Source organism: Yoonia sp. (assembly GCF_046292185.1).
Lineage (GTDB): Bacteria > Pseudomonadota > Alphaproteobacteria > Rhodobacterales > Rhodobacteraceae > Yoonia.
In genome coordinates this window covers 73,789-89,157 of sequence record NZ_JBKBQY010000001.1, presented here as the reverse complement: position 1 = coordinate 89,157, position 15,369 = coordinate 73,789, and the positions used below count along the sequence as shown (strand labels likewise).

General features: G+C 59.2%; 15 protein-coding genes and 1 tRNA gene. 11 read left to right on the top strand and 5 right to left on the bottom strand.

The features are described from left to right. Together ACK4TM_RS00420 and ACK4TM_RS00415 are read right to left on the bottom strand one after the other, a co-directional pair. A complete protein-coding gene (locus tag ACK4TM_RS00420) occupies positions 1-546 on the bottom strand; it encodes an NnrU family protein (RefSeq protein ID WP_409695019.1) in 546 nt (181 codons plus the stop codon). Continuing rightward, complete coding sequence (locus tag ACK4TM_RS00415) at positions 546-1,385, bottom strand: HpcH/HpaI aldolase/citrate lyase family protein (protein ID WP_409695016.1); 840 nt, start codon at positions 1,383-1,385, stop codon at positions 546-548. Before ACK4TM_RS00415 ends, ACK4TM_RS00420 begins: the two co-directional genes overlap by 1 nt. A gap of 160 nt (positions 1,386-1,545) precedes the next feature. On the opposite strand from ACK4TM_RS00415, the gene ACK4TM_RS00410 reads away from it, so the two are divergent. Further along, on the top strand, positions 1,546-1,854 hold the full coding sequence (locus ACK4TM_RS00410) for a hypothetical protein (RefSeq protein ID WP_409695013.1): 309 nt from the start codon (positions 1,546-1,548) through the stop codon (positions 1,852-1,854). Positions 1,855-1,932: 78 nt separating this feature from the next. On the opposite strand, the gene ACK4TM_RS00405 is transcribed toward ACK4TM_RS00410, so the two are convergent. After that, entirely contained in the window at positions 1,933-2,688 is a 756-nt protein-coding gene (locus tag ACK4TM_RS00405; protein WP_409695010.1) for a sulfite exporter TauE/SafE family protein, read from the bottom strand. A 157-nt stretch (positions 2,689-2,845) separates the two neighbouring features. On the opposite strand from ACK4TM_RS00405, the gene mdh reads away from it, so the two are divergent. From mdh to ACK4TM_RS00365, 8 genes are all read left to right on the top strand, one after another. Then, positions 2,846-3,808 carry a malate dehydrogenase gene (mdh, locus tag ACK4TM_RS00400; RefSeq protein WP_409695007.1) on the top strand — a complete coding sequence of 321 codons (963 nt, stop codon included), beginning with the start codon at positions 2,846-2,848 and terminating at the stop codon, positions 3,806-3,808. A gap of 277 nt (positions 3,809-4,085) precedes the next feature. Continuing rightward, positions 4,086-5,279 carry an ADP-forming succinate--CoA ligase subunit beta gene (sucC, locus tag ACK4TM_RS00395; RefSeq protein ID WP_409695004.1) on the top strand — a complete coding sequence of 398 codons (1,194 nt, stop codon included), beginning with the start codon at positions 4,086-4,088 and terminating at the stop codon, positions 5,277-5,279. Positions 5,280-5,336: 57 nt separating this feature from the next. Next, positions 5,337-6,218: a succinate--CoA ligase subunit alpha gene (sucD, locus tag ACK4TM_RS00390; protein ID WP_409695001.1), complete on the top strand. Its 882-nt coding sequence runs from the start codon at positions 5,337-5,339 to the stop codon at positions 6,216-6,218. A gap of 76 nt (positions 6,219-6,294) precedes the next feature. Further along, complete coding sequence (locus ACK4TM_RS00385) at positions 6,295-9,258, top strand: 2-oxoglutarate dehydrogenase E1 component (RefSeq protein ID WP_409694997.1); 2,964 nt, start codon at positions 6,295-6,297, stop codon at positions 9,256-9,258. Further along, positions 9,255-10,484 carry a 2-oxoglutarate dehydrogenase complex dihydrolipoyllysine-residue succinyltransferase gene (gene odhB / locus ACK4TM_RS00380; RefSeq protein WP_409694994.1) on the top strand — a complete coding sequence of 410 codons (1,230 nt, stop codon included), beginning with the start codon at positions 9,255-9,257 and terminating at the stop codon, positions 10,482-10,484. The genes ACK4TM_RS00385 and odhB overlap by 4 nt, the downstream gene beginning before the upstream one ends. 72 nt (positions 10,485-10,556) lie before the next feature. Next, a complete protein-coding gene (locus ACK4TM_RS00375; RefSeq protein WP_409694991.1) occupies positions 10,557-10,967 on the top strand; it encodes an MAPEG family protein in 411 nt (136 codons plus the stop codon). Between the two features lie 19 nt (positions 10,968-10,986). Further along, entirely contained in the window at positions 10,987-12,375 is a 1,389-nt protein-coding gene (lpdA, locus tag ACK4TM_RS00370; RefSeq protein ID WP_409694988.1) for a dihydrolipoyl dehydrogenase, read from the top strand. A gap of 154 nt (positions 12,376-12,529) precedes the next feature. Beyond that, positions 12,530-13,372 (top strand): TerB family tellurite resistance protein, encoded by an 843-nt coding sequence (locus ACK4TM_RS00365; RefSeq protein ID WP_409694985.1) that lies wholly within the window; start codon positions 12,530-12,532, stop codon positions 13,370-13,372. Here ACK4TM_RS00365 and ACK4TM_RS00360 read toward each other — a convergent pair. Both ACK4TM_RS00360 and ACK4TM_RS00355 read right to left on the bottom strand, forming a co-directional pair. Next, entirely contained in the window at positions 13,369-14,019 is a 651-nt protein-coding gene (locus tag ACK4TM_RS00360) for a GntR family transcriptional regulator (RefSeq protein WP_409694982.1), read from the bottom strand. The two genes, ACK4TM_RS00365 and ACK4TM_RS00360, sit on opposite strands and share 4 nt — an antisense overlap. Positions 14,020-14,050: 31 nt before the next feature. Next, complete coding sequence (locus ACK4TM_RS00355) at positions 14,051-14,740, bottom strand: M48 family metallopeptidase (protein ID WP_409694979.1); 690 nt, start codon at positions 14,738-14,740, stop codon at positions 14,051-14,053. Positions 14,741-14,850: 110 nt separating this feature from the next. Between ACK4TM_RS00355 and ACK4TM_RS00350 the strand changes: the two genes are divergently transcribed. Next, positions 14,851-15,177, top strand: a complete 327-nt coding sequence (locus tag ACK4TM_RS00350; protein ID WP_409694976.1) for a TIGR02300 family protein — start codon at positions 14,851-14,853, stop codon at positions 15,175-15,177. 80 nt (positions 15,178-15,257) lie between these two features. Continuing rightward, positions 15,258-15,333 (top strand) — tRNA-Ala (locus ACK4TM_RS00345). The last annotated feature ends 36 nt before the right edge of the window (positions 15,334-15,369 follow it).

Below are 15,369 nucleotides of genomic sequence, written 5' to 3'. Positions count from 1 at the left end.
TCATCCAAATGGGTTCGGGCCAAGCCATGTGTGAATGGCGGCAATGATTGCAAAGACCACGATGGTTGCGACCACAGCGGTGATTTCTTTTTTCATCGGGGCAACGGGCGGCGGCGTCCAGTCGCGGTTGGCGCGGTTGATCAGGATCACCTCGACCACTGCCCAGGCCAGCAACCCTCCGAACAAGACAAATGACGGCACATCGCCGTTGACCAGCAAATGCGCGATGGCCCAGACCTTGACTGCGGTCAGCTGCGGATGGCGTATTTTCCGGGTGATCCGGGTTTTCGCGCCGCTTGCCGCATAAAGATAGACGGCGAAGATCATCAGCAGATTGTTGATCCCTGTCATCGCCGGGCTGCGGCCCCAGAAAATGGCACCTTCCGCAGCGCGGTAGCCGATGACCATCAGCACAATCCCCAGAACGGCCCCGATGGCAACGATGATCCGGCCTTTGTCGCCCATCTGGGCGCGGTTTTCAGGCGTAAGGCGTTTCCAGAAATGCACGGCTGACCACAGGATCAGGCCCAGAATAAGCAATGTCATCAATTCTCCAATGCGGCGATGGCGGCGGCTTTCGCCAAGGTCGCCTTTGCGGTGACGATATGCAAGTTCTCAACGATCTTGCCATCGACAACGGCAACGCCCTCACCGGCGACCTTTGCCGCCTCGAAGGCGGAAATCTGGCGGCGGGCCAGGGCAATATCGTCATCAGATGGGCCGAATGTCGCATTGGTGATCGCGATCTGCGCGGGATGGATCAGCGTCTTGCCGTCAAAGCCCATATCGCGGCCCTGGGCACATTCGGCGCGCAGGCCGTCGTCATCCTGAAAGGCGTTGTAGACCCCGTCCAGCGCCACGATCCCCGCCGATTTGGCCGCCAGCAGACACATCTGCAGGGCCATCATCAGCGCAGGCCGTCCGCGCGACCCGATATCCTTGGCCAGATCATTGGTGCCCATCACAAAGCCCGCAATACACGGATGGGCGGCGATCGCTGCGGCATTCAGCACGCCTTGGGGCGTTTCCATCATCGCCCAGATCGGCAGGTCCGGCAAAAGAGCAGCCAGCGCATCCACATCCGCAGGGCTGTTCACCTTGGGCAACAGGATCGCGTCACAGTCCATCGCAGCGACAGCGGCGGCGTCAGCCGTGCCCCATGACGTATCCAGCGCGTTGATCCGCACGATCCGCTGACGCGCGCCATAGCCGCCGCCGGCCAATGCGGCGAACAAAGTGTCGCGCGCCGCGATCTTGGCATCAGGAGTGACCGCGTCTTCCAGATCGAACAGGATCACGTCCACAGGCAATCCGCGCGCCTTGTCCAAGGCGCGATCCTTCGATCCCGGAATATAGAGGGCTGATCTTGTCGGGCGGTCCTGCATCGAATCTTCCTCGCAATAATATTGCGCGAACTTGGACAGAATCTTGCCAATGATTCAACCCTGATCTTGCCGCATTGCAGCACGAAAGGGCGGAGGGGGCGTTAACAGTTTTTCAATTTTTGGCGGCTATCATGCGAAGCGAAGGGGGAAAGGATATTGGATGACCATACGTAAACGACCTTTCTACGTCGGGATGATGGCGATAGCGCTGACCACCACCCCGGCACATGCCAGCATTTGCGCCGATCATGATCTGGTCGTGCAGCGGCTGGCCACAATTTACGGCGAAACCCGCCGACTCAAGGACCGTGGCACCAACGAGACGATGATAGAGGTTTTTGTCGCTGCCGATACGGGTAGCTGGACACTCACCGTCACCGGCGATGACGGGCTGACCTGTCTGGTGGCAGCGGGTCAGGCATTCGACTGGCGGCAGAAGTGGCTGCCAGTTTTGCGGCATGCGGCCTGACAATGCGGAAAGACACCGCCATAAGCATGCGAAGCGGTCGGCAGGAAGATTGTGAAATGTTCCGATGAACCGGCAAAATCAGCCCAGTGCCACCCAGATCAGCCGGATGCCGGTTGCGACAAGCAGCGCATATGTCAGCGCGAAAAACGCACGTTCGGGCACAAGATGATGCGCGCGGACGCCGATCCAAGCCCCAAGCAGCGCAAAAGGGGCGAGCAGCGCGCTGGCGGTCAGCGTTTCCAGCGTGAAAATCCCCAGATAGGCGTAAGGAACCACCTTCATCCAGTTTACCGCCCAGAAGGTCAGCACGGTCGTGGCCTGAAAGGCGGTTTTGCTCAGACCTTGGGACAAAAGAAAAATTGCCGTAGGTGGCCCGCCCGCATGGCTGATAAAGCTGGTAAAGCCGCCGATCAGCCCGGCCAGCCAAGCCAGTGGGCGGGAAAATGCTATCCGCCGCACGGTCAGCCAGCCCAAAGATTGTACGCATTGAAAGGCCACGAAAGCCAGACAGATCACCCCGATCAACAGGCGGAACACATCAGCATCGACCATTGTATAAAGCACCGCGCCAATGATGCAGCCGGGCACCGCCCCCTGCATCATCCCCTTGGCCGAAGGCCAATGCCATTGCTTCCAGAACGGACGCAGCGTGGCGGCATCGACCAGCATGAACAAGGGCAGGATGATCCCCAAAGCCAGCCCCGGCGGCACGACCAGCGCCAGAATCGCCCCTGCCACAAAGGCCGCGCCAGAGCCGAATCCCCCTTTGGATATGCCGCCAAACATGATGGCGGGAATTCCCACCGCAAAGAAAACCCAGTCGAATGTGATCACCGCACAGCCCCAATTGCCTTTGTTGTGACCTGATTAGCCGCTTTCCCGCAGGCTGACCATGGACCACGAAACAGCAGTGCGCGCGGCGCACTTGCCAGCGCGCCTGCAAAGGCTTACCCAAAGTGCGAAATTCAAAATCACCAAAGGACGTTTTTCCATGGCCAGACCCAAGATCGCTCTTATCGGTGCCGGACAGATTGGCGGCACGCTCGCCCATCTTGCGGCTGTCAAGGAGCTCGGCGATGTCGTCTTGTTCGACATTTCCGAAGGTATCCCGCAAGGAAAGGCGCTGGATATCGCTGAATCCGGCCCTGCCGCGAAATTCGATGGCAGCTTCAAAGGCACCAATGATTACGCTGATATCGCGGGTGCCGATGTCTGCATCGTCACTGCCGGCGTGCCGCGCAAACCGGGCATGTCGCGCGACGATCTTTTGGGCATCAACCTGAAGGTCATGAAATCCGTGGGTGAAGGCATCGCGGCGCATGCGCCGAATGCCTTTGTCATCTGCATCACCAACCCGCTGGATGCGATGGTCTGGGCACTGCGCGAATTTTCCGGCCTGCCGCATCATATGGTCTGCGGCATGGCGGGGGTGTTGGACAGCGCGCGTTTCCGTCATTTCCTTGCGGAAGAATTCAACGTCTCGATGCGCGATGTTACCGCCTTCGTATTGGGCGGGCATGGCGACACCATGGTGCCGCTGACCCGTTATTCCACTGTCGCGGGCATCCCCCTGCCCGATCTGGTCGATATGGGCTGGACGACGCAGGACAAGCTTGACGCCATCGTGCAGCGCACCCGCGATGGCGGGGCCGAGATTGTCGGCCTGCTCAAAACCGGCTCGGCCTTTTATGCTCCCGCCACATCGGCGATCGAAATGGCCGAGGCTTTCCTGAAAGACCAGAAACGTGTGCTACCCTGTGCCGCTCATGTTGACGGCGCTTATGGATTGAACGGGTTCTATGTCGGCGTGCCGACCGTGATCGGTGCCGGTGGCATCGAACGCGTGGTCGAGATCAGCATGGACAAGGACGAACAGGCGATGTTCGACAAATCTGTCGACGCGGTCAAAGGATTGGTCGAGGCTTGCAAAGGTATCGACGGCAGTCTGGCCTAATCAATACATGCACCTGTGAGGAACGGGGCCGCCACTGGCGGCCCTTTTGTTTTAGGCCGGTATCCAACGGCTGAAGACGCGCATAATCGCTGCGCCGAATCTTTTGGAAATTACCTAAAACCATCCACGACCATGCGATGACAGTTTTTGTGATCACGCTTTTTCGCCCAGTGATCACAAATGTCGGATTAAAGCGGTCGGCGCTACTTTTCAGTTAGAAATACGCGTTTTTATGTGTTTTAGACTGTCGCAACCGAAGTCAAATTGGACATGCCCTATGAATATCCACGAATACCAGGCCAAAGCATTGCTGCGCAGCTATGGCGCGCCCGTTTCCGACGGTCGGCCCGTGACCCGCGCAGAAGACGCGAAAACCGCGGCGGGTGAGCTTGACGGACCTCTCTGGGTCGTCAAGGCGCAGATCCACGCCGGTGGCCGTGGCAAAGGTAAATTCAAGGAAGCCGATGCGGGTGAAGCAGGCGGCGTGCGCCTGTGCCGGTCGGTCGAGGAAGCCGCACAAGAAACCAAAAAGATGCTGGGCCGGACGCTGGTCACGCATCAGACCGGCCCGGCAGGCAAGCAAGTCAACCGCGTCTATATCGAAGATGGTTCCGGGATCGAAACCGAGCTGTATCTGGCCCTGCTGGTGGATCGCCAGACCAGCCGCATCAGTTTCGTCGTCTCTACCGAAGGCGGCATGGACATCGAAGAAGTGGCCGCATCGACCCCGGAAAAGATCCTGTCGTTCAGCGTCGATCCGGCAACGGGTTATCAGCCGTTCCATGGTCGCCGCGTCGCATTCACACTGGGGCTGACCGGCGGACAGGTGAAGCAATGCGTCACCCTGATGGGCCAGCTTTACAAAGCTTTCACTGAAAAAGACATGGAGATGCTGGAAATCAACCCGCTGATCGTGACCGACAAGGGCGATCTGAAGGTGCTGGATGCCAAGGTGTCGTTCGATGGCAACGCGATGTACCGGCAGGCCGATATCGCCAGCCTGCGCGATGAAACCGAGGAAGATTCCAAGGAACTCGCCGCATCCAAATACGATCTGAACTATATCGCGCTGGATGGTGAAATCGGCTGCATGGTCAATGGCGCCGGCCTCGCGATGGCGACGATGGATATCATCAAGCTTTACGGCGCCGAACCTGCCAACTTTCTTGACGTGGGCGGTGGCGCAACCAAGGAAAAGGTGACCGAGGCGTTCAAGATCATCACCTCTGACCCCAATGTCAAAGGCATCCTTGTGAACATCTTTGGCGGTATCATGCGCTGCGACGTCATCGCCGAAGGCGTGATCGCCGCGGTGAAAGAGGTTGGTCTGAAGGTCCCGCTGGTCGTGCGTCTGGAAGGCACCAATGTCGAGAAGGGCAAGGACATCATCCGCAATTCCGGCCTTGATGTGATCGCTGCTGACGATCTGAAAGACGGCGCGCAGAAGATCGTGAAAGCCGTCAAAGGTTAAACCGTAGGGCGGGGTTCACCCCGCCGTACCCCCCAGATTTCCCAAGGAGCCACCAATATGGCCATTCTCGTTAACGAAAATACCCGCGTGATCTGCCAGGGCCTGACAGGTTCGCAGGGCACGTTCCATTCCGAACAAGCCATCGCCTATGGCACCAAGATGGTCGGCGGCGTGACCCCCGGCAAGGGCGGCAGCACACATCTTGACCTGCCGGTCTTCAACTCGGTCCACGAGGCGAAACACGTCACCGAAGCCAATGCGAGCGTTATCTATGTGCCACCGCCCTTTGCCGCTGACAGTATCATGGAGGCGATTGACGCCGAGATGGAGCTGATCATCTGCATCACCGAAGGCATCCCCGTGCTGGACATGATGCGCGTCAAGCGGGCGCTTGAAGGGTCGAAATCCCGCCTGATCGGGCCAAACTGCCCCGGTGTCATCACGCCTGACGCTTGCAAGATCGGTATCATGCCCGGCCATATCCACCGTCGCGGGTCGGTCGGTGTTGTGTCCCGCTCGGGCACGCTGACCTATGAAGCCGTGAAACAGACCTCCGATTCCGGCTTGGGTCAGTCCACTGCTGTCGGCATCGGCGGCGACCCGATCAAAGGGTCCGAGCATATCGACATCTTGGAGATGTTCCTGGCCGATGATGAGACGCATTCGATCATCATGATCGGTGAAATCGGTGGCTCTGCCGAAGAAGAAGCCGCGCAATTCCTTGCCGATGAGCGCAAGAAAGGCCGTTGGAAGCCAACTGCCGGGTTCATCGCAGGTCGCACCGCCCCTCCCGGACGTCGTATGGGCCATGCGGGTGCCATCGTTGCGGGCGGCAAAGGCGACGCCGAAAGCAAGATCGAAGCGATGAAATCCGCCGGTATCATCGTGGCCGACAGCCCTGCGACTTTGGGCGAGGCTGTGCTGAAAGCGATCGGGTAGGTCGGGGATCACCTCGACGCCCATTTGCGGCGGGGGCCAGCCCCCGCCGGACGATATTTAACAAAGGTCCCCAGTCATGAACGACCATTCCCCAAACGACGTATTCCACGCTTCCAGCTTTTTGCAGGGGCATAACGCGGCCTATGTGGAACAGCTTTACGCGCGCTACGCCGATAACCCCGGGGCGGTCGATGAAAGCTGGCAGGCGTTTTTCCGCAGCCTTGGCGATACAGCCGCCGATGCACAGGCAGAAGCCGCCGGCCCAAGCTGGGCGCGCCGCGACTGGCCGCCGGTGCCGAATGACGATCTGACCGCCGCGCTTGACGGTCAATGGCCGGCGGAACCTGCTGCTGCGGCTGACAAGATCAAAGCGAAAGCCGCCGAAAAAGGCGTTGGCCTCACCGAGGGACAGGTGCGCAACGCCGTGCTCGATTCCTTGCGTGCATTGATGATCATCCGCGCCTACCGTATCCGTGGCCATCTGATCGCTGATCTGGACCCTTTGGGCATGCGCGAAACCGTCCCGCACCCGGAACTGGACCCGGCCAATTACGGCTTTACCGCCAAGGACATGGACCGTCCGATCTTTATCGACAATGTGCTGGGGCTCGAAGTCGCCACCATGGCCGAGATTATCGCCATCGTGAAACGCACCTATTGCGGCACCTTCGCGCTGCAATACATGCATATTTCCAACCCCGAAGAAGCGGGTTGGCTGAAAGAACGCATTGAAGGCTACGGCAAGGAAATCACCTTTACCCAGAACGGGCGCAAGGCGATCCTGAACTCTCTGGTGCAGGCTGAGGGTTTTGAAAAATTCCTGCATGTCAAATATATGGGCACCAAGCGTTTCGGCCTTGATGGCGGCGAAAGCCTGATCCCCGCGATGGAACAGATCATCAAACGCGGTGGCCAGCTTGGGATGGAAGATATCGTCATCGGCATGCCGCACAGGGGCCGTTTATCGGTGCTGGCGAATGTGATGCAAAAACCGTATCGCGCGATTTTCAACGAATTTCAGGGCGGCTCGTTCAAGCCAGAGGATGTCGATGGCTCGGGCGATGTGAAATACCACCTAGGCGCCTCGAATGACCGCAGCTTTGATGAAAACACCATCCATCTGTCGCTGACCGCCAACCCCAGCCACCTTGAGGCTGTGAACCCGGTTGTTTTGGGTAAGGTCCGGGCCAAGCAGGACCAGAAGAAAGATACCGACAAGACCAAGGTCATGGCGATCCTGCTGCATGGCGATGCGGCCTTTGCCGGTCAGGGCGTGGTTGCCGAAGGTTTCGGCCTGTCCGGCCTGCGTGGCCACCGCACCGGCGGCACGATGCATATCGTGGTGAACAACCAGATCGGTTTCACCACGGCACCGCATTTCAGCCGGTCCAGCCCCTATCCTACCGATATCGCGCTGATGGTCGAAGCCCCAATTTTCCACGTCAACGGTGACGATCCAGAGGCTGTGGTCCACGCCGCCCGTGTTGCGACCGAATTCCGCCAGAAGTTCCACAAAGACGTGGTGCTGGATATCATCTGTTACCGCCGCTTTGGTCACAACGAAGGCGACGAGCCGATGTTCACCAACCCGGTCATGTATACCAAGATCAAGAAACAAAAGACCACGCTGACGCTGTATACTGAACGTCTGGTCAAGGACGGGTTGATCCCCGAAGGCGAGATCGAGGATATGAAAGCCGCGTTTCAGGCGCATCTGAACGAGGAATTCGAGGCTGGCAAAAACTACAAACCCAACAAGGCCGATTGGCTGGATGGGCGCTGGTCGCATCTCGACCGGATGAAGGAAAAGAAATACCAGCGCGGCAAGACAGCGATTTCCGAAGGTGATTTCACCGCCATCGGCAAGGCGCTGACGACGGTGCCGAATGGTTTCCCGACGCACAAGACCATCGACCGCCTCCGCGACGCCAAGGGCAAGATGTTTGAACAGGGCACCGGCATCGACTGGGCCACGGGCGAGGCGTTGGCCTTTGGCTCGCTCTTGCTGGAGGGCTATCCTGTGCGCCTGTCTGGTCAGGACAGCACGCGCGGCACCTTCAGCCAGCGGCATTCGGCCTTTATCAATCAAGAGAACGAAGATCGCTATTACCCGCTAAACAACATCCGCGAAGGTCAGGCGAAGTACGAAGTCATCGATTCGATGCTGTCGGAATATGCGGTTCTGGGCTTTGAGTATGGCTATTCGCTGGCGGAACCCAATGCGCTGACGCTGTGGGAAGCGCAGTTCGGCGATTTCGCCAATGGTGCGCAGATCATGTTCGATCAGTTCATCAGCTCGGGTGAAAGCAAATGGCTGCGGATGTCCGGCCTCGTCTGTCTGCTGCCGCATGGCTACGAAGGGCAAGGGCCGGAACATTCCAGCGCGCGTCTAGAGCGGTTCCTGACCATGTGTGGCGGTGACAACTGGATTGTCGCCAATTGCACCACGCCTGCGAATTATTTCCACCTGCTGCGTCGCCAACTGCACCGCACCTATCGCAAGCCGCTGATCCTGATGACGCCGAAATCCTTGCTACGCCACAAGCTGGCCGTATCGAAGAAAGAGGAATTCACCACCGGCTCCAGTTTTCACCGCGTGTTGTGGGACGACGCGCAGTACGGCAATTCGGAAACCAAGCTGGTGGCGGATGACAAGATCAAGCGCGTGGTGATGTGTTCGGGCAAAGTCTATTACGATCTGATGGAAGAACGCGATGCGCGCGGTGCGGATGATGTCTATATCTTGCGGTTTGAACAATTCTATCCATTCCCCGCACAATCGGCGATGAAGGAACTCGAGCGGTTCAAGAACGCTGAAATGGTCTGGTGTCAGGAAGAACCAAAAAACCAGGGGGCATGGTCCTTCATGGAACCCAACTTGGAATGGGTGCTGACACGGATCAAGGCCAAGCACAGCCGCCCGGTCTATGCAGGTCGCAGCGCGGCAGCCAGCCCGGCCACGGGTCTGGCCAGCAAGCACAAAGCAGAACAAGAAGCGCTGGTGAATGACGCGCTGACCATCAAAGGAACAAAGAAATGACCACCGAAGTCCGCGTCCCCACACTTGGCGAATCCGTGACCGAGGCGACGATCGCCACATGGTTCAAGAAACCCGGCGATGCCGTGGCCGTCGATGAAATGCTGTGCGAGCTGGAAACCGACAAAGTCACGGTCGAAGTGCCCAGCCCGGTTGCAGGCACCCTGTCCGAGATCGTTGCCGCCGAAGGTGAAACCGTCGGCGTCGACGCGCTGCTGGCCCAGATCGCCGAAGGCGATGCCCCTGCGAAAAAGGACGACGCGCCGAAGGCAGAAGAGTCGAAATCAGACAGCAAACCAGACGCCAGCGCCACCCAGACCAATGCCGGCCCGGAAGAAACCAAACCGCGCGATCCCGAAGACGCCCCATCCGCCAAAAAGATGATGGCCGAAAACGACCTGTCCGATGTCAAAGGCACCGGCAAGGACGGCCGCGTCATGAAAGAAGACGTGCTGAAAGCGCTGACCGCGAAATCCGACGCCCCTGCCCCGGCATCCGCGCCACGCGCGCCTGTCGCTGCCAGCGATGAAGCCCGCGAAGAACGCGTCAAGATGACCCGCCTGCGCCAGACCATCGCCAAGCGTCTGAAAGACAGCCAGAACACCGCTGCGATGCTGACCACCTATAACGAGGTCGACATGACCGAGGTGATGGCGCTGCGCGATGCCTATAAGGACCTGTTCGTCAAGAAACATGGCGTGAAACTGGGCTTCATGTCCTTCTTCACCAAGGCCTGTATCCACGCGCTGAACGAGGTGCCCGAAGTGAATGCCGAAATCGACGGCACCGATGTGGTCTATAAAAACTACGTCCATATGGGGATCGCTGCCGGCACGCCCACCGGCCTCGTGGTGCCGGTGATCCGCGATGCAGACCAGATGAGCTTTGCCGAGATTGAAAAGGCCATCGCCGCCATGGGTGCCAAGGCCCGAGACGGTAAATTGTCGATGGCGGAAATGCAGGGCGGCACCTTCACCATTTCCAACGGTGGCGTATATGGTTCGCTGATGTCCTCGCCCATCCTGAACCCCCCGCAGTCGGGTATCCTTGGCATGCACAAGATTCAGGACCGGCCGATGGCGATTGACGGTCAGGTGGTGATCCGCCCGATGATGTATCTGGCGCTGTCCTATGACCACCGGATCGTGGACGGCAAAGGCGCTGTGACCTTCCTTGTGCGCGTGAAAGAAGCACTCGAAGATCCGCGCCGGTTGTTGATGGATCTGTAAGGTGGCGTAAACTCCACCCTACGTAGTAATTGTAGGGTGTGCATTCATGCGCACGTTGAAAGGCCGCAAAAGATGACCCCTGAACTCACCGTCCTCGCCCTCGCGGGTTTGTTGCAAGGGTTGCAATTCCTGCTGATGGCGGTGCCTGCGAACCTTGAACTCGGACCCGGCAAGACCGCCGGGCCGCGCGATCCTCAACGCCTCGGCAAGCCGCTGATCGAACAGGTTAGCCCCAGGACGGGCCGCCTGTTCCGTGCGCTCAGCAACCATTTCGAAGGGCTGATCCTCTTCACCCTTGCCGTTGTCGTCGTGACGCTCGGCGATAAGGCGACGGGTCTGTCTGCCGCCTGCGCCTGGACCTATCTTGGCGCGCGGGTGCTTTACATCCCCGCCTATTATTTCGGCCTGACCCCCTGGCGGTCGGTGATCTGGATGGTCGGCTTTGCGGCGACCATGCTGATGATCATCTCGGCCCTTTTCTGAAGTCTTAAGGAGTTATCCCATGTCCAGCTATGATGTCATCTTTATCGGTGCAGGCCCCGGCGGCTATGTCGGCGCGATCCGCGCGGCGCAACTGGGCCTCAAGGTCGGCTGCGTCGAAGGCCGCGAAACGCTGGGCGGCACCTGCCTGAACGTCGGCTGCATCCCGTCCAAGGCGATGCTGCACGCGACCCATATGCTGCACGAGGCGGAACATAACTTTGCCGCCATGGGCCTGAAAGGCAAGGCGCCAAGCGTCGATTGGAAGCAGATGCTGTCTTACAAGGACGACACAATCGCGCAGAACACCGGCGGGATCGAGTTTCTGTTCAAGAAGAACAAGGTCGATTGGATCAAGGGCTGGGCAACCATCCCCGAGGCGGGCAAGGTCAAGGTTGGCGATGACGTCCATGAGGCGAAACATATCGTCATCGCGTCTGGGTCCACCCCGGCAAGCCTGCCGGGTGTCGAGGTGGATGAGAAAACTGTTGTCACCTCTACCGGCGCGCTGGAACTGGGCAAGATCCCCAAGACCATGGTCGTGATCGGCGCAGGCGTGATCGGGCTGGAGCTTGGGTCGGTTTATGCCCGTCTGGGTGCGGATGTGTCGGTGATTGAGTATCTAGATGCGATCACCCCAGGGATGGACGGAGAAATCGCGCGCCAGTTCCAGAAGATGCTGACCAAGCAAGGGCTGAAATTCACCCTCGGCGCGGCTGTGCAGGGTGTGACGGTCAAGGGCGGCAAGGCCACCGTGACCTATAAACTGCGCAAAGATGACAGCGAACATACGATGACCGCCGATACCGTGCTGGTTGCTACAGGGCGCAAGCCGTACACCGATGGTCTGGGCCTGTCCGATCTGGGTGTTGAGTTGACCGAACGTGGCCAGATCAAGACGGACAACAAATATGCGACCAATGTGCCGGGCATCTATGCCATCGGCGATACGATCACGGGCCCGATGCTGGCCCACAAGGCCGAGGATGAAGGCATGGCCGTCGCCGAAGGCATCGCCGGTCAGCACCCACATGTGAATTACAACGTGATTCCCGGCGTGATCTATACCCACCCCGAGGTCGCCAATGTCGGCGCGACCGAGGAAATGCTGAAGGAAGAAGGCCGCGCCTATAAGGTCGGCAAATTCCCCTTCATGGGCAATGCCCGCGCCAAGGCGAACTTTTCGGGCGAAGGCTTCGTGAAAATCCTCGCCGATAAGGAAACCGACCGCATTCTGGGCGCGCATATCATCGGGCCTATGGCGGGCGATCTGATCCATGAAATATGCGTCGCGATGGAATTCGGAGCTGCAGCCGAGGATCTGGCCCGCACATGCCACGCCCATCCGACCTATTCAGAGGCGGTCCGTGAAGCGGCACTCGCCTGTGGCGGCGGCGCGATCCACGCCTGATCTGATACGGCGAGGCGAGTGATCATGATGGCCCTTGGGGCCATCGTGGCGTCTCAGCGCGACGAATTCCCGGCGGTTGCGCCGTATTCACCATATCAGTGCCACAATCCCATCGTTATTTTGCGCATGTTGGTGTCGTGTGGCAGGGTTAACGATGAAAAAGGTGATTTTCGCTTTCCTGCTATGGTTCGGCCTTGTGGGACCTGCGCATCCTTTCACCGGCGGGACGGGCAATTTTGACGGTCTGGTCTTTTTATCCGAGACCCGTATTCCCGGCCCGGGTGGCACCCCTTATGCGCTGTGCCAGACAACCCGGGATTTCCGACTGCTTGGGCTGACCCTGACCCGGGTTAAGACTGGTTTTGGCCTATCACAGGACGCTTGCACGACGTCAGCCAACCGCAGTTTCACCACCGAACAACTGAAAATTGCCCAATCTCTTGGATTGATTGAAGGCGATAATCCGTTCACCACTTCACGCAGCGGGCAATCCCGCATGGCGGCGTATGCCCTTTGGCTTGCGGTAGCGCTGGCCCTGCTGGCGGTAATCATCCGGCGCGTCAGGTCCATTCTCGGCCTCACGCCCGGTGCCCCGCTGCGCCAAAAGGCCACGCGGCGCATTCTGCTGGCCATGTGTCATGTCGGCAAATGTGATGGCATCGTCGCAGCCGCAGAACTCGCGCTGATCGGCGAAACGATAAGGCGGCTGACAGGTCGGACTGTCCCTGTGGCCGACATCATACGGGTGGTGGATCGGATCGACGCACCACCAACCCCGGCGGATTTTATCGCCTTTGGTCGCGGGCTGCTTGATCATGAAAAAGACGCCATGATCCTTGGCGTACTGACTGTCGCCATTGCCAGCGGTAGAATGTTTCCAGCCGAGTATCAGTTCGTGATCACATTGACGCACGGGCTGGGCGTACCAGCAGAAGATGTCCGGCGCCTTGTCGATCAGGCGATCACGGCAAGGACAATGCGTCAATCCGCTTGCTAGCCTTTCAGCATCCGCAGCCCCTGCGTCACATCCGTACGAATCGCCAGGCGCAGACCGGGTTCATCGCCCGCTTTCAACGCGCTGAGGATCAGCTTGTGGTGGTATGGCGGATCCTTGCGGTTCAGGCGTCCGTAAAGCGCGCGCATTGTGGGACCCAATTGCAGCCAGACCGTTTCCGTCATCGCCAGCATCGCCGGGGCCTGGGCGCGCAGATAAAGCATGCGGTGAAATTCAAGATTCATCCGGATGTAACCTGATGCATCATGCCGCGCGACCATCTGGCTGACGCCCTGATTGATGGCCTCCAGCCGGTCGATCAGGGCGAAGTGCGCGCGCGGCAAGGCCCGAGAGGCAAGTTCCGGTTCAAGCAGCGCGCGCAATGTCGCCAGTTCCTCGATCCGGTCATTCGACAGCGCGGGTGTCGAGACACGGCCAGAGGATGACAGGAACAAGGCGCCTTCGGCGACCAGTCTGCGCACAGCCTCGCGCGCCGGGGTCATGGAGACATCAAAGCTTTTCCCGATCCCCCGCAGGGTCAACGCCTCGCCCGGGCCGATTTCGCCGTGCAGGATCTGCGTGCGCAGCGCGCGATAGACCCGCTCATGGGCAGAGGAATTTGAATCAAGGGGACGGGGCTGGATCAGCATGATTTGTATGTGATCACAAACAATCCCCCGGTCAATCGTCGAAACGCATGCGATGAAGGCTTTCGCCGTGGTCACGCAGCCATTGCCGGTGCGCGTCATAGCCAGGGCACAACTGGGCAACGATGGCCCAGAAGGCAGGCGCATGGTTCATTTCACGCAGATGCGCGACCTCATGCGCAGCGACATAATCCAACACCGCAGGTGGCGCCATGATCAGCCGCCAAGAATACATCAGCACGCCCTTGCTCGAACAGGACCCCCACCGCGACCGCGTGTCCCTGATCGACAGCCTGCTGTAGGTCAGTCCCAGCGTCGCGGCATGCCGGTCTGATGCGCCCGCCAGCGTGTCGCGGGCCATGGCGCGCAGGCGGGCACGGATCGCAGCGCTGGCATTGCGATGGGCGGGCACCTCGATTCGGTCATCCAGAAGCCGGACCCGCGCGCCTGCACCCTGCACCACATGCAGCGCCCTGCCGTGAACCGGTACGACACTGCCGAACGTGACCTGTTGCGCAGGCAACATCTGGGACAGATGACCGCGCAGCCAGCTTTCCTTTTCGCGCAGAAAGGCGATTCCCTCACGATCAAGCGCGCCTTGGGGCATTGTCAGCGTAACGCGTCCGTCCAGCCGCGAAATACGCAGCGACAACCGCCGCGCCTGCGCGGATTTGCGCAATGTCACGTCAATCGGGGGGTTGCCATGTAGCACGTGACGGCCCATATCCAGCTTTCTATATTCACCTGCGCCAAAGCCTTTGACACCTTGTCTTGCTTATGGCAGTTGGCGTCGATCACCCGCAAGGGGCGACCAAGTTTTTGAAGGGATAGCCTATGCCAAATGAAGAATGGGGCACCAAACGCGTCTGCCCCGAAACCGGCAAACGCTTTTACGACCTGAACGCGACACCGATCATCAGCCCGTATACGGGCAAAGAGGTGGCCGTCGATACATCCAAGACCCGCACCATGGTCGCGGATGCCGAAGATCTGCAATCCAAGAAATTGCGCGACACCGATGATGACGAAGATCTGGTGCTCGACGATGAAGAGGATGAAGATGTTGATCTGGGCGATGACGTGCTGGAAGATGACGACGACGATGACACCGTATCGTTCGACGATCTGGGCGATGTCGCGGCCAAGACCGACGACGACTAAAAGCTGGTATCCGGGCGCGATTAGCACTTGATCTCGCCCGGTCTGCTGCATAGACAGCAAGCGCAACGCAGGTTGCACGTGGGGCCATAGCTCAGATGGGAGAGCGCTTGCATGGCATGCAAGAGGTCAGGGGTTCGATTCCCCTTGGCTCCACCAATTTTCTCACCGCCCGGAAAAGCGCTGATCTCTCTC

Bases quoted from the DNA above. Each gene is read 5' to 3' on its own strand.
- ACK4TM_RS00420 (WP_409695019.1), bottom strand. From the start codon at position 546: ATGACATTGCTTATTCTGGGCCTGATCCTGTGGTCAGCCGTGCATTTC.
- ACK4TM_RS00415 (WP_409695016.1), bottom strand. From the start codon at position 1,385: ATGCAGGACCGCCCGACAAGATCAGCCCTCTATATTCCGGGATCGAAG.
- ACK4TM_RS00410 (WP_409695013.1), top strand. From the start codon at position 1,546: ATGACCATACGTAAACGACCTTTCTACGTCGGGATGATGGCGATAGCG.
- mdh (WP_409695007.1), top strand. From the start codon at position 2,846: ATGGCCAGACCCAAGATCGCTCTTATCGGTGCCGGACAGATTGGCGGC.
- sucC (WP_409695004.1), top strand. From the start codon at position 4,086: ATGAATATCCACGAATACCAGGCCAAAGCATTGCTGCGCAGCTATGGC.
- sucD (WP_409695001.1), top strand. From the start codon at position 5,337: ATGGCCATTCTCGTTAACGAAAATACCCGCGTGATCTGCCAGGGCCTG.
- ACK4TM_RS00385 (WP_409694997.1), top strand. From the start codon at position 6,295: ATGAACGACCATTCCCCAAACGACGTATTCCACGCTTCCAGCTTTTTG.
- odhB (WP_409694994.1), top strand. From the start codon at position 9,255: ATGACCACCGAAGTCCGCGTCCCCACACTTGGCGAATCCGTGACCGAG.
- ACK4TM_RS00375 (WP_409694991.1), top strand. From the start codon at position 10,557: ATGACCCCTGAACTCACCGTCCTCGCCCTCGCGGGTTTGTTGCAAGGG.
- lpdA (WP_409694988.1), top strand. From the start codon at position 10,987: ATGTCCAGCTATGATGTCATCTTTATCGGTGCAGGCCCCGGCGGCTAT.
- ACK4TM_RS00365 (WP_409694985.1), top strand. From the start codon at position 12,530: ATGAAAAAGGTGATTTTCGCTTTCCTGCTATGGTTCGGCCTTGTGGGA.
- ACK4TM_RS00360 (WP_409694982.1), bottom strand. From the start codon at position 14,019: ATGCTGATCCAGCCCCGTCCCCTTGATTCAAATTCCTCTGCCCATGAG.
- ACK4TM_RS00355 (WP_409694979.1), bottom strand. From the start codon at position 14,740: ATGGGCCGTCACGTGCTACATGGCAACCCCCCGATTGACGTGACATTG.
- ACK4TM_RS00350 (WP_409694976.1), top strand. From the start codon at position 14,851: ATGCCAAATGAAGAATGGGGCACCAAACGCGTCTGCCCCGAAACCGGC.